This window comes from Amycolatopsis sp. FBCC-B4732, assembly GCF_023008405.1.
Lineage (GTDB): Bacteria > Actinomycetota > Actinomycetes > Mycobacteriales > Pseudonocardiaceae > Amycolatopsis > Amycolatopsis pretoriensis_A.
In genome coordinates this window covers 8,311,624-8,324,044 of sequence record NZ_CP095376.1, presented here as the reverse complement: position 1 = coordinate 8,324,044, position 12,421 = coordinate 8,311,624, and the positions used below count along the sequence as shown (strand labels likewise).

Sequence of the window (12,421 nt, the reverse complement as noted above, 5' to 3'; positions counted from 1 at the left end):
CTATTCAGATGGTGGGCAGCTTAGGAACCAGCTCCTCGGCATCCTCCTCGCGCGCCAACGTCCAACGCTCGCCCTCCAGCGAGACGTATGGAACTCCTGGGCGATCGGGATTCAACCGAACCAGTCTGGCACTGACAAACTCACCCGGTCCAGGCACTGGGAGGCCCAGCTGACGCGCCAGCGCACCATGACTCGTGTAATCGCCGAGGATTACGATTCCACGAGGCTGAAGGTTCGACCTGGCACCTCCATTGGATCGAACACGCTTCATGTAGTCGTCTTGCATCGCAACGGTGGCGACGACATTGCGGCTCACCCGGCGTTTTTGAGCCCTCAAGAAGAGTTCATTCACACGTTTCTGGCCAGAGCGAGGTGCGAAGATGGCGTCAATGTCCGCCCGGGGCAGCTTCAAGAGCAGGTTCTCCTGAAGCGGCGCTTCCCAGAAGAGTCGCTTAACAGCACCTCTGCCAACCACATTCAGAGTTCTCTTTGCATCCCGGTTCCCGCCGGTGTTCAGGTACTCAGATCTCGCGCGGACAAGTCCGGCACACCATATAGAATCCGTATCACTCGCCCATACGCCGAGTATTATCTCATTGTGCGCTTCCGGCGGAATCATCCAAGCAAAACGAGTTTGCGAAAACTTGCAGTCAACCTCGAACCCGGCGATTTCATAGTCCATGCGCTTGCCGTCAGTGAATTTAAACTCACGCTGAAGATTGATCTCGATGAGAGTACCAGCGTGCGCCTTTTCTGTTTTGAAAAGCTGGTCCCAGCGGTACCGCCCAGTGTGCTGGCCATCTAGCAACATGTCGATGCTACGCCGGATGGCCCCAGCGAACCTCGAGCCATCCGGGTCATCTCTCAGGATGCTTTCCGCGACAGCGTTCAAAGCCGGATCATCGGCAGGTTCAATTCCCGGGAGGAGGGTCTGCTGCGGATCAAGCTCGTCATGAGACACTCCGAGGATCTTACATAGCTGAACCAGCCAGCACACTGCGTTCGCGACCAGCAAGCCAGCGACAGCTAGTCCACCGTCGGCTTGGGGATGTCGAAGTAGCTCGAGAAGCGCACCGCCGGGGCGTACTCGCCCTTCACCTTCACCCGGCCCGTTACGAACATCGCTGCCACCGCCGCGTTGCCCGTTGCCATCCTGATGAAGTCGTCCACCGACAGCGTGATCGTCGTGTCCGGGGATCGCGACAGGTCTGCCGAAGAAACGCACACCCCGTCCTCGATCACCGTCTGGAAGCGGTCGTACCCGTCTTCTCCGGAGCCCTCGGAAAAGCGCCACGAAACCACGAAATCCACGTGGCGTGCCTTCTCCGGCAAGAAATGCTCCGACATCCTGCGGAAAATCTCGTCCAGGAACACCGGGCGCAACTCGGGATGCTCCGCGATCGCCTTCAGCTGCTCGCGAGACGCCCGGCGGACCACGTCGACCAGGACGTCCGTCGACAGCGAGCTCAACTCGATGCCCGCTCCCGCGGAGCCCAGCATGTGCAAGGTTTCCAGGACCTGAATGAACTGCGAAGCCGTCAGGTTGCCGATGACCAGCTTCTCCGCGAACGCGTTCACCACGTGGCTGCTGCGGATCGCTCGGGGCCGGGAAAGGCGCCACTTCGCTTTTCGGGGCACGGATGCTGACTATACGGGGTGGGGGAGGTCGAAGAATCCGATCAGGCCCGCCGCGAAGGCCAAGTCGCCCTTGACCTTGATCTTTCCCGTGACGAACAGCACCGCCGGGGTTGCCTGGTGCGTGATCAGCCGGAAGAAGTCGGCCGGCGCTATCGTGATCGTGACTCGGGGAGTGGCGCGCGCCCCCCGGCTGACCGTGCACGAGCCGTGGGAAATCACCGTCTCGTAGCGGTCGTAGCCGCCTTCGCCCGCTCCGCCCGACAGGCGCCAATGGACCACCGCGTGCAGGTCGCGGGCGCGGTCCGGCCTGATGTGGGCGCCCATGCGGGCGAAGATCTCGTCCAGTACGCGCTCGCGCAGGGGGCGCTCCGCGACGACGCTCTCCAGCTGCGCGCGCGACGCCGAGGACACCAGGGACGCGAAGCGGGCCGGCTCGACCTTGCTCAGGTCGAACGCCGGGGCGCGGGCGGCCAGCCTGAGCAGAGCGTTCAAGAGTCTTCGGAAGTCGTCCTTGCCGAGATCGCGCGGGTTGAGCGCGTCGGCCAGGGCGTTGACGTCGAGGGCGTGCGCCTCGGGGCTCAGCGGGTCGAGGCGCTCCAGCGCGTCCAGCAGCGCCGCCCCGCGGAGGGTCGCGACGCGATCGGCGCTGGTCATCCCGGCGTTGTCGGCCATGGTCACTCCCTCTCCGGTTACCCATGCGTAAGGCTACCCGCCAGTAGGTAGGCGGGCAAGCGTGCCGAAATCACCCTGCCGTGGTCGCGCCCGGTACCGTCTCCGGGCAGCAACGAGGAGGTCCAGCGTGTCAGAGGATGATCAGCGTCCGCCCGAACGGGCAAGGCGGCTGCCCCGTGCCGTGCGCGAGCGGCAGATCTTGGACGCGGCCGTCCAGGTCTTCTCGCGCCACGGCTACCACGCGGCGTCGATGGACGAGATCTCCGACGTCGCCGGTGTCTCGAAGCCGATGATCTACACCTACCTCGGCTCCAAAGAGGACCTCTTCGGCGCCTGCATCCGCCGCGAGGCGACGCGGCTGCTCGAGGCCATCCAGGCCGGTGTGCAGCCCGACCTGCCACCCGACATGCAGCTCTGGCACGGCCTGCGGTCCTTCTACCGCTTCGTCGCCGAGTACCGCGAGTCGTGGACGGTCCTGCACCGCCAGGCCCTGACCGTCGGCGGGACCTTCGCCGCGGAGATCACCGACATGCGGGCGCGCGCGATCCAGCTGGTCGCCGCGCTCGTCGTGTCCGCCGGGACCCGCAAGGGCGTCGGCGAGCAGGCCGAGTTCTCCGGCGAGGGCCTCTCCGCGGCCTTGGTCGGGGCGGCCGAATCGCTGGCCGACTGGGCCCTCGACCACCCCGACATCTCCGACGGCGTCCTGGCGTCGTGGCTGATGAACCTCGTCTGGCTCGGCTTCAACGACCTCATCGAGGGCGAGGTCTGGAAGCCCTCAGAGTGAGGTGATCGTGCCGTCCAGGTGGGGCTTCGTCTTGCTCCACAGCTCGAACGCCCAGCCCTCCGGAGTGGACCACGACGTGAAGCCCGCCTTGCCCGGCAGGAACACCGGCTGCTTGAAGCGGACGTCCACCGTGAACGCCTCCGGCAGGCGGCCTTCGAACGACGCCAGTGCATGGGCCTTCGTCCACATGCCGTGGGCGATCGCCTTCGGGAAGCCGAACAGGCGGGCCGTCAGCGGGTGCAGGTGGATCGGGTTGCGGTCGCCCGAAACCTCCGCGTAGCGACGGCCGATGTCGCCCGGGATCCGCCAGATCGCGTCCGGGGTCGGCGGGGCCAGCTGGTCACGCCGTGAGGAAGATCCCGACGACGAACCTCGCCGCAGGTACGTGCTCACGTCGACCCACACCAGGTCGTCGCCGGCCCAGGCCTCGCTGACGACGTCGAACTGACGCCCGCGCTCGTGCGGGCGCAGGTTCTCCGCGCGCACGCGGATCGTGAGCGGCTCGCTCAGCCGCAGCGCGCGGTGCTGGGTGATCCGGTTCGCCACGTGGACCATGCCGAGCAGCGGGAACGGGAACCCCGGTTCGGTCATCAGCGCCATCTGCAGCGGGAACGCCAGCATGTGCGGGTACGTCGCCGGCAGCTCGTCGCTCAGCCGGAAGCCGCACACCGTGTTGTACGCCGCCAGGTGTACCGGGTCGACGGTGAAGCCGGTGCGGACCAGCTCGGTGTCCGGCAGCGAGGAGCCCGTTTTACGCAGGCCGAGCAGCGCCTTCGGGTACAGCGTCGCCAGGCTCGGCGTGCTGTCGAGTTCGCGGATCACCACGTCAGGCCCCCAGCAGCGCCTGGCCGCAGACGCGGACCACGTTGCCGTTCACCGCGGCCGACGCCGGGTTCGCGTACCAGGCGATCGTCTCGGCGACGTCGACCGGGAGGCCGCCCTGGCCGAGGCTGGAGAGCCTGCGGCCGGCCTCACGGATGAACAGCGGGACCGCCGCCGTCATCTTGGTCTCGATGAAGCCGGGCGCGACCGCGTTGATCGTGCCGCCGTACGCCGCGAGCTGCGGGGCGCCGACGTTCACCATGCCGATCACGCCCGCCTTCGACGTCGCGTAGTTCGTCTGGCCGACGTTGCCGGCGATGCCCGCGATCGACGAAACACCGATGATGCGGCCGTTCTCGCGCAGCACCTTGTCGGCGAGCAGCTTGTCGTTCACCGCCAGCTGCGAGGCCAGGTTCACCGCGATCACCGAGTCCCACGCGCTCTCGCTCATGTTGCCGAGCGTCTTGTCGCGCGTGATGCCCGCGTTGTGCACGACGATGTCGACGCCGCCGTGACGCTCCTTCAGGTACTCCGCGAGCTTCGCGGGCGCGCTCGGCGAAGTGATGTCGAGCTGCAGCGCCGACCCGCCGACCTTGTTCGCGACCTTCGACAGGTCGCCGCCCTGCGCGGGGATGTCGAGCGCGACGACGTGGGCGCCGTCGCGGGCCAGCACCTCGGCGATCGCCGCGCCGATGCCGCGGGACGCGCCGGTGACCAGCGCGACCTTGCCGTCGAGGGGCTTCTCCCAGTTCGCGGGCGCGGAAGCCGTCTTGCCCTCGGCGCCGATGCGGATGACCTGCGCGTCGACGAACGCGGACTTCGCGGAAAGCAGGAAGCGCAGGGTCGACTCGGTCGCCTCTTCGGCGCCTTCGGCGACGTACACGAGCTGGGCGGTCGCGCCGCGCTTCAGCTCCTTGCCGACCGAGCGCACGAAGCCCTCGAGCGCGCGCTGCGCGATCCGCTCGCGGCCGTCGACCTGCTCCGGCGGCGTACCCAGGACGACGACGCGGCCGGACGGCCCGACGCTGCGGATCACCGGGTGGAAGAAGTCGTAGACCTCGCGCAGACGAGCGGGCTCGGTGATGCCGGTGGCGTCGAAGACGAGCGCGGCGTGCCGGTCGGTGGCCGAAGTGACGACCTCGATGCCCGCGTCGGCGAGCTGGTCACGAAGGGTCTTTTCCAGCCGCCCGCCGGGCGCGGCGCCGAGAAGTGCGGGACCCTCGAGGGCGGGTTGCCCGGGCTGGTACCGGCGCAGCGTCGCGGGACTGGGCAGGCCGAGCTTCGGCACCACGAACTTCCCCACCGGGGTTTTCGTGAACTGCTGGTACCTGTCAGCCATCGGTTGCCTCCCGTGCAGTCTGCGTCACGTCGCAGTCTAACCTACTCCCCAGTAGGTTACAGTGTGAGAGACACGACCAGAGAGGTGAGTTCATGCCGCCGAAGCCGAAGCAACCAAAGCAGGCGCCTGCCGTGCGCAAGGTCGCGATCATCGGGGGCAACCGGATCCCCTTCGCGAGGTCGAACGGCCCGTACGCGAAGGCGTCGAACCAGGACATGCTCACCGCCGCGATCGACGGCCTGGTCAGCCGGTTCTCCCTGCAGGGCGAGGTGATCGGCGAGGTCGCGGCCGGCGCCGTGCTCAAGCACTCGAAGGACTTCAACCTGGCCCGCGAGAGCGTGCTGGGCAGCAAGCTTTCGCCCGCGACACCCGCCGCCGACGTCCAGATGGCGTGCGGCACGGGTCTGCAGGCCATCGTCAACGTCGCCAACAAGATCGCGCTCGGCCAGATCGACTCGGCCATCGCCGGCGGCGTCGACACCACGAGCGACGCGCCACTGGCCGTCAACGAGGACCTCCGGCAGATCCTCATCCAGCTCAACAGCGCGAAGACGCTCGGCGACCGCCTCAAGCTCGTCGCGAAGATCCGCCCGGGCCACATCGTCCCGGCGATCCCGCGCAACTCCGAGCCGCGCACCGGGCTGTCGATGGGCGAGCACGCGGCCCTGACCGCGAAGATCTGGGAGATCACCCGCGAGGCGCAGGACGAACTGGCCGCGGCCAGCCACCAGCACCTCGCCGCGGCCTACGACCGCGGGTTCTTCGACGACCTCGTGACGCCGTTCCTCAAGCTCGCGCGCGACCAGAACCTGCGCGCGGACTCGACCGCGGAGAAGCTGGCCAAGCTCAAGCCGGCCTTCGGCGGCCCGGACGGCACCATGACGGCGGGCAACTCGACGCCGCTGACCGACGGTGCGTCGACGGTCCTGCTCGCCACCGACGAGTGGGCGAAGGCGCACAACCTGCCGGTGCAGGCGTACCTGACGTTCTCGCAGACCGCGGCCGTCGACTACGTCCACGGCGAAGAGGGCCTGCTGATGGCGCCCGCGTACGCCGTGCCGCGGATGCTCGCGAAGGCCGGGCTGACGCTGCAGGACTTCGACTTCTACGAGATCCACGAGGCGTTCGCTTCGCAGGTGCTGGCCACGCTGAAGGCGTGGGAGGACCCGGCGTTCGCCAAGGAGAAGCTGGACCTGGACGCGCCGCTGGGCTCGATCGACCGGGCGAAGCTGAACGTCAACGGCTCGTCGCTGGCGGCCGGGCACCCGTTCGCCGCGACCGGCGGCCGGATCGTCGCCACGCTGGCGAAGCTGCTGCACGAGAAGGGGTCCGGCCGCGGCCTGATCTCGATCTGCGCGGCCGGCGGCCAGGGCGTCACCGCGATCCTCGAGAAGTAGCGCACGAAAAAGGGCCGCCCCTCGCTCGCGGGGGGCGGCCCTTTTCGCGTTCTAGCTGGGGAGCGCCTTCTGGGCGCGCTTCGCGAGCTTGTTCGCGCGCTTCTCGGCCTTGCGGCTCAGCTTCCCGGCCGCGGCGCCGACGTCCTTCGCGGCGTGACGCGCGCGCCAAGCCGCCGACGGCTTCCCGTGCGTGTCGCTGACCGCGAGCAGCAGGCCGCCGGCCATGCTCGCGTTCTTGAAGAACTGGATCTGCTGCTGCTGGCGCTCGCCCGGGTCCTTGATGGTCCAGAAGCTGTGCGCGGCGAGCGTCGTCGGCACCAGGCTGCCGAGCAGGAGCCCGGCCGCGAGCCGCGGCGCCCTGCCGGTGGCGAGCGCGAGGCCGGCGCCGATCTTCACGGCGGCGTCGATGCGGACGAGCGTCACCGGGTCGCGCGGAACCTGCTCCGGGACGACGTCGCCGACCTTGTCGAACGCGCCCTTGAGGAACGGTTCCGCCGCCTTCGCGTGCCCCTCGGCATGCCTCAGCGCATTGATCCCGCCGGTCACGAACATCGCTGCCAGCAGGGGGCGTGCCACTCGACGGAGTATCACGGTCGTTGCCTTCCTCGTACGGGCCGCTGCCTGGTCGAACCTACTCGCTGAGTGCCCGCTCGTCCCGCCGTCGAACCCTCATCGGTGTTTCTGCGCGAATCTCGCGGTATCGCTAGAGAGCACTAGAAAGCTTTAGCGGTTGACCTTGACGCAGCGTCAACTCCTATCGTCGACGGCATGGAGTGGTCGATCCAGGACATCGCCCGCTCGGCCGGGACGACGAGCCGGACGCTGCGCCACTACGGCGCGGTCGGCCTGCTCGAGCCCAGCCGCGTCGGCAGCAACGGCTACCGCTACTACGACGAGCAGGCGCTCGTCCGGCTGCAGCGGATCCTGCTGCTGCGCGAACTCGGCCTCGGGCTGCCGGCGATCGCGGAGGTCCTGGACGGGCAACGCGACCGCGTCGCGGCGCTCGAGACCCACCTGGAGCTGCTCGAACAGGAGCAGCGGCGGATCGGACGGCAGATCGATTCGGTCCGGACCACGCTACGGAAACTGAAGGGAGGTGAACGACTGATGGCAGAAGAAGTCTTCGACGGCTTCGACCACACCCGCTACGAAAAGGAGGTCACCGAGCGCTGGGGCGCCGACGCCTACCGCCGCGGTGACCAGTGGTGGAGCTCGCTGTCGGCCGAGGAGAAGCAGGCCCACCAGCAGGAGCAGCGCGACATCGCCGCCGCGTTCGGGTCGGCCCACGCGGCCGGGCTCACGGCGGACGACGACGAGGTCCAGGCGATCACGCGCCGGCTGCACGCGTGGCTCAAGCCGGCGGTGTCGTCGGTGTCCGCGGGGTACTTCGCGGGCTTGGGTCAGCTGTACGTCGACGATCCGCGTTACGGGTTCGAGGGTGCGGGCGCGGAATTCGTCCGCGACGCGATGAAGATCTACGCGGAACGGAACCTGAGCGACTAGCGCGACGTCGTAGTGCGCGCTGGGGGTAGGGACGAGCAGGGCTGCAGACCTGTTCGTCTCTATGTACGGCCATCCGGTCGAACCTCGGCGACACGCCTAGCCGTCTATGGCGGAATATCGGGCTCGCGCTAGATACGCCGATAACTTGGCAGAGTGGACCCCATCCGCAACCCCTTCGCGCCGGGCGCCGGGCAACGGCCGCCCGAGCTGGCCGGGCGCGAGCGTGAGCTCAAGGCGTTCGAAGTGGTGCTGGAGCGCGTCGCGCGGGGGAGACCTGAACGCAGTCTCGTGCTCACCGGGCTTCGCGGGGTCGGGAAGACCGTGCTGCTCGGGGAGCTGCGCGCGATGGCCGTGCGGCACAAGTGGGGGGCCGGGAAGATCGAGGCGCGGCCGGACGCCGAGCTGCGGCGGCCGCTTTCCGCCGCCCTGCACCGGGCCATCCGGGACCTCGCCGTGCGGCACCGGGCGCCGGACCGGGTCGAAGAGGTACTCGGTGTCCTGAAGGCGTTCGCGCTCCGGGCCAACAAGGCCGACGCGAAGCTGCGCGATCGGTGGCAGCCGGGCATCGACGTGCCCGCCGCGCAGGGGCGGGCCGACTCCGGGGACATCGAGATCGACCTCGTCGAGCTGTTCACCGACGTCGCCGAGCTGGCCGCGGACGTCGGGACCGGCGTCGCGGTGTTCATCGACGAGATCCAGGACCTCCAGCCCGACGACGTCTCCGCGCTCTGCGCGGCCTGCCACGAGCTGTCGCAGTCCGGGGCGCCGCTGGTCGTCGTCGGCGCCGGGCTGCCGCACGTGCCCGCCGTGCTCTCGGCGTCCAAGTCGTACTCCGAGCGGCTCTTCCGCTACGCGCGCATCGACCGGCTCGAGCGCGAGGACGCCGACTTCGCCGTGATGGCGCCGATCGAACGCGAGGACGCCGGCATCGAGCCGGAAGCCCTCGACGCGCTCTTCGACGCCTCCGGCGGCTACCCCTACTTCATCCAGGCCTACGGCAAGGCGGCCTGGGACGCGGCGCCGTCCGACCCGATCACGGTCAAGGACGTCCAGGTCGCGGCGCCCGAGGCGGAGTCGGAGCTGGCGGTCGGCTTCTTCGGTTCGCGCTACGAGCGCGCGACGCCGGCCGAGCGCGAGTACCTGCAGGCGATGGCCGAGCTGACGCAGGGGCGCGACGAACCCGCCGGCACCGCCGACGTCGCCGTCTTCCTCGGGCGGAAGCCGTCTTCGCTGTCGCCGGCCCGCGACAGCCTCATGAAGAAGGGCCTCGTCTACTCCGCCGAGCGGGGGCAGATCGCCTTCACCGTGCCGCACTTCGGCCACTACCTGCTCAGCCGCGACTGACCTGGGCTTTTCCCGGTGTCTCGCGCTCTATGAGCGTCCCTAAGGTTTTATTGCCCATTTGCTAGACATGGCTAGATCTTGGTAGCGGGTTGCCTACGCGTGACCGCGGCCACCCCCAATCTCTCCGGCGCATACCCACGTTTGCCGATGATTCATCGGCGAGTGCGCCACATCACCGGACATTCGTTGGATTCCTTGTGAAAAAAGGTGCATACTAGAGGCACAACCACCGAGACCCTCCGAAGGGGATGCAGAAACCGATGAACAACATCGCCGCCAAGCTCCGTGCCCGTCGCGCCGAGGTTCGCACTCGCCGGGCGCTGAACCGGGCGATCGACACCGCCGCGACCGCGACGGTCCGTCAGGAACTCATCGCGATCGCGCAGGCTCGCTCGGGCTACATGCGCTGATCTCTCACCCCGTGGCGGTCGCCCATTCGAGTGACCTATGCCACATAGTGCTCAACGTGTAACGACGTGCGAAGTGCCGTCGATACCCAGTACGACCCCGTGATGCTGGCGGACCCCCGACCTGGCAGCATCGCGGGGTTTCCCATTTCCCCGGTAAGTCACTTGCCGCCGCGGACCTGTCGAGTAATCATTGACTTCGTCAACGAACTTGTTGAGGTGGTCAATGAACAACGACCGGGTGGCCGCGGTCCGCGCTTTCAACCGGCTCTACACCGGCGTCATCGGGGTGCTCGACGAAGGCCCGGCGGACGCCGAGTACTCGCTGCCGGAAGCCCGGGTGCTCTTCGAACTCACCCACCAGGACCCACTGCCGGTCACTGACCTGCGGAAACGCCTCGACCTGGACGCCGGCTACGCGAGTAGGCTGCTCGCCCGCCTCGAGTCGCGGGGGCTGATCGCGCGGGAACGCTCCGAGGAGGACGCCCGCCGCCAGCTCGTGCGCCCGACGGAAGCCGGCCGGGCCGCGTTCGCCGTGCTCAACCAGCGCTCGACCGACCGGATCGGCGGGCTGCTGGGCCGGTTCGCCGACGAAGACCAGCAGCGCCTCCTGGCCGCGATGCGCACGATCGGCGACCTCGTCGGCGAGCGCCGCCGGGACCCGGTGCTCGTCCTGCGTCCGCCACGACCGGGGGACCTCGGCTGGGTGGTGGAACGGCACGGCTCGCTCTACGGCCGGGAGTACGGCTTCGACGACCGGTTCGAGGGGCTCGTCGCGCGCATCGTCGCCGACTTCGTCGAGACCCGCGACGACCCGCGGCAGGCGTTCTGGATCGCCGAGCTCGACGGCGAGCGCGTCGGCGGCATCGCGTGCACCCGCGGGCCGGACGCGGACACGGCGAGGCTGCGGTTGCTGCTGCTCGAGCCGTCGGCCCGCGGCCACGGCGTCGGCAAGCGCCTGGTCACCGAGTGCGTCGAGTTCGCGCGGGCGCACGGCTACCGCGGGATGGAGCTCTCGACGGTCTCCATCCTCACGGCGGCGCGCTCGATCTACCGCGCGGCCGGGTTCGAGCTCGTCCGCGAGGAGGATTTCGCCGACTGGGGCCCGAAGCTGACCGACGAGACCTGGCGCCTGACGTTCTAGCGCGGCACGCGGCCGAGCAGGAAGAACTCCGGGTTGGGGCGCAGCGCCGTCAGGTGGGCGAGGCGGTTCGACATCGCGAACAACGCCGTGATCGCGCCGACGTCCCAGATCTCGTCGTCGGTCAGGCCCGCGTTGCGCGCGGCTTCGAGATCGCCCTCGCCGAACAGCGCGGAGTCCTGGGCGAGCGCCAGGGCCAGGTCGACGATCGCGCGACCGCGTTCGTCGAGCTCCACCTGCCACGGGTTGCTCGACACGCGGTCGGCCAGCTCGGGGTCCTTGGCGCGGATGCGCAGGATGGCGCCGTGCGCGACCACGCAGTAGGTGCAGTGGTTGGCGCCGGAGGTGGCGACGACGACCAGCTCGCGCTCGGCCTTGGTGAGTCCGTCGGAGCGTTCCATCAGGGCGTCGTGGTAGTCGAGGAACGCGCGCAGCTCGGCGGGGCGGTGGCCCAGGGCGCGGAAGATGTTGGGCACGAAGCCCGACTTCTCCGCGATGGCGCCGACGCGCGCACGGAGGTCGTCGGGCAGGTCTTCGAGTTCCACGACCGGGAACCGGCTCACTTCGCTCATGGGCTTCACGCTAACTTCCGCTGCTCACCGGGGAAACTCCGGAAGCGGACGACGGCAGGCCTGCACCAGGCCCGCGCTGTCGGCGTTCCACATCGAGACCGTCATCGCGTGGTGCCACACCGCGCCGGTGCCGGACCGCGACGACGATTCTCGCGCAGCGGCTGGCTGCGTGCGGCTGATTCCTGGTTGGCTGGACCCGTGACGGACTACGTCGACGGGTACTGCGAACGCGTCGGGCCCGGGCTCTGGGGAGAACCGCTCAACAGTCTCAGCAACCTCGCGTTCCTCGTCGCCGCCGTGCTCGTGTGGCGGCTGGCCGAGGGGGACCGGACCGGGCGGGTGCTCGCCGCGTTGATCGGGCTCGTCTTCGTCGCGAGCAGTGGCTTCCACCTGCTCGCGACGCGGTGGGCGGCCGTCGCGGACTCGGGGGCGATCCTCGTGTTCCTGCTGGTGTACGTCGTGGTGTTCGCCCGCCGCCGGTGGAGCCGGCGGTGGGGGTGGGTGGCCGCGCCGGCGTTCCTCGCGCTGACCGCCGGTACGGCGTTGTTCGGCGGCGGGCTCTACCTCTCCGCCCTCATCGCACTCGGCGTCTTCGCCGCCGTGCTCGCCTTCGCGCGCGACGCGTACTGGACGCACTACGTCGTGGCGGGGGCGGTGTTCGCGCTCTCGCTGAGCTTGCGCACGCTCGACCGGGACGTCTGCGACTACGTCCCGGCCGGCACGCACTTCCTCTGGCACCTGCTCAACGGCGTGGTGCTCTACCTCGTTTCCCGGGTGCTCGTCCGTCCACAGAGGACATAAC

General features: G+C 68.8%; 14 protein-coding genes. 7 read left to right on the top strand and 7 right to left on the bottom strand.

What is annotated here, in order from left to right:
• Positions 1–4: 4 nt before the first annotated feature.
• The 3 genes from MUY14_RS37420 to MUY14_RS37410 all read right to left on the bottom strand — a co-directional run bounded on the left by MUY14_RS37420 (position 5) and on the right by MUY14_RS37410 (position 2,310).
• Positions 5–961: a NaeI family type II restriction endonuclease gene (locus MUY14_RS37420; RefSeq protein WP_247016537.1), complete on the bottom strand. Its 957-nt coding sequence runs from the start codon at positions 959–961 to the stop codon at positions 5–7.
• Between the two features lie 65 nt (positions 962–1,026).
• Entirely contained in the window at positions 1,027–1,578 is a 552-nt protein-coding gene (locus tag MUY14_RS37415) for an SCP2 sterol-binding domain-containing protein (RefSeq protein ID WP_247016535.1), read from the bottom strand.
• 69 nt (positions 1,579–1,647) lie between these two features.
• Positions 1,648–2,310 carry an SCP2 sterol-binding domain-containing protein gene (locus MUY14_RS37410; RefSeq protein ID WP_247016533.1) on the bottom strand — a complete coding sequence of 221 codons (663 nt, stop codon included), beginning with the start codon at positions 2,308–2,310 and terminating at the stop codon, positions 1,648–1,650.
• A gap of 127 nt (positions 2,311–2,437) precedes the next feature.
• On the opposite strand from MUY14_RS37410, the gene MUY14_RS37405 reads away from it, so the two are divergent.
• Positions 2,438–3,094 (top strand): TetR/AcrR family transcriptional regulator, encoded by a 657-nt coding sequence (locus MUY14_RS37405; protein ID WP_247016531.1) that lies wholly within the window; start codon positions 2,438–2,440, stop codon positions 3,092–3,094.
• Here the strand turns inward: MUY14_RS37405 and MUY14_RS37400 are convergent.
• On the bottom strand, positions 3,086–3,919 hold the full coding sequence (locus MUY14_RS37400; protein WP_247016529.1) for a MaoC/PaaZ C-terminal domain-containing protein: 834 nt from the start codon (positions 3,917–3,919) through the stop codon (positions 3,086–3,088). The genes MUY14_RS37405 and MUY14_RS37400 overlap by 9 nt on opposite strands.
• Position 3,920: 1 nt before the next feature.
• Positions 3,921–5,255 carry a 3-oxoacyl-ACP reductase gene (locus tag MUY14_RS37395; protein WP_247016527.1) on the bottom strand — a complete coding sequence of 445 codons (1,335 nt, stop codon included), beginning with the start codon at positions 5,253–5,255 and terminating at the stop codon, positions 3,921–3,923.
• A 92-nt stretch (positions 5,256–5,347) separates the two neighbouring features.
• Between MUY14_RS37395 and MUY14_RS37390 the strand changes: the two genes are divergently transcribed.
• Positions 5,348–6,652, top strand: a complete 1,305-nt coding sequence (locus MUY14_RS37390) for an acetyl-CoA C-acetyltransferase (RefSeq protein ID WP_247016525.1) — start codon at positions 5,348–5,350, stop codon at positions 6,650–6,652.
• Positions 6,653–6,703: 51 nt separating this feature from the next.
• Here MUY14_RS37390 and MUY14_RS37385 read toward each other — a convergent pair whose 3' ends face one another.
• Complete coding sequence (locus MUY14_RS37385; RefSeq protein WP_247016523.1) at positions 6,704–7,243, bottom strand: DoxX family protein; 540 nt, start codon at positions 7,241–7,243, stop codon at positions 6,704–6,706.
• Between the two features lie 177 nt (positions 7,244–7,420).
• Between MUY14_RS37385 and MUY14_RS37380 the strand changes: the two genes are divergently transcribed.
• The 4 genes from MUY14_RS37380 to MUY14_RS37365 all read left to right on the top strand — a co-directional run bounded on the left by MUY14_RS37380 (position 7,421) and on the right by MUY14_RS37365 (position 11,050).
• Positions 7,421–8,155, top strand: a complete 735-nt coding sequence (locus tag MUY14_RS37380; RefSeq protein WP_247016521.1) for a MerR family transcriptional regulator — start codon at positions 7,421–7,423, stop codon at positions 8,153–8,155.
• A gap of 153 nt (positions 8,156–8,308) precedes the next feature.
• Positions 8,309–9,499, top strand: coding sequence for an ATP-binding protein (locus MUY14_RS37375; protein ID WP_247016519.1), 1,191 nt, complete (start codon positions 8,309–8,311; stop codon positions 9,497–9,499).
• Between the two features lie 260 nt (positions 9,500–9,759).
• Positions 9,760–9,909 (top strand): hypothetical protein, encoded by a 150-nt coding sequence (locus MUY14_RS37370; RefSeq protein WP_167379635.1) that lies wholly within the window; start codon positions 9,760–9,762, stop codon positions 9,907–9,909.
• 223 nt (positions 9,910–10,132) lie between these two features.
• Positions 10,133–11,050, top strand: a complete 918-nt coding sequence (locus tag MUY14_RS37365; protein WP_247016517.1) for a bifunctional helix-turn-helix transcriptional regulator/GNAT family N-acetyltransferase — start codon at positions 10,133–10,135, stop codon at positions 11,048–11,050.
• Here MUY14_RS37365 and MUY14_RS37360 read toward each other — a convergent pair.
• Complete coding sequence (locus MUY14_RS37360; RefSeq protein ID WP_247016515.1) at positions 11,047–11,619, bottom strand: peroxidase-related enzyme; 573 nt, start codon at positions 11,617–11,619, stop codon at positions 11,047–11,049. The genes MUY14_RS37365 and MUY14_RS37360 overlap by 4 nt on opposite strands.
• Positions 11,620–11,817: 198 nt before the next feature.
• Between MUY14_RS37360 and MUY14_RS37355 the strand changes: the two genes are divergently transcribed.
• Positions 11,818–12,420 (top strand): hypothetical protein, encoded by a 603-nt coding sequence (locus MUY14_RS37355; protein ID WP_247016513.1) that lies wholly within the window; start codon positions 11,818–11,820, stop codon positions 12,418–12,420.
• The last annotated feature ends 1 nt before the right edge of the window (position 12,421 follow it).

Coding starts and splice junctions, on each gene's coding strand:
- MUY14_RS37410 (WP_247016533.1), bottom strand. CDS start 2,310: ATGGCCGACAACGCCGGGATGACCAGCGCCGATCGCGTCGCGACCCTC.
- MUY14_RS37395 (WP_247016527.1), bottom strand. CDS start 5,255: ATGGCTGACAGGTACCAGCAGTTCACGAAAACCCCGGTGGGGAAGTTC.
- MUY14_RS37390 (WP_247016525.1), top strand. CDS start 5,348: ATGCCGCCGAAGCCGAAGCAACCAAAGCAGGCGCCTGCCGTGCGCAAG.
- MUY14_RS37380 (WP_247016521.1), top strand. CDS start 7,421: ATGGAGTGGTCGATCCAGGACATCGCCCGCTCGGCCGGGACGACGAGC.
- MUY14_RS37370 (WP_167379635.1), top strand. CDS start 9,760: ATGAACAACATCGCCGCCAAGCTCCGTGCCCGTCGCGCCGAGGTTCGC.
- MUY14_RS37365 (WP_247016517.1), top strand. CDS start 10,133: ATGAACAACGACCGGGTGGCCGCGGTCCGCGCTTTCAACCGGCTCTAC.
- MUY14_RS37360 (WP_247016515.1), bottom strand. CDS start 11,619: ATGAGCGAAGTGAGCCGGTTCCCGGTCGTGGAACTCGAAGACCTGCCC.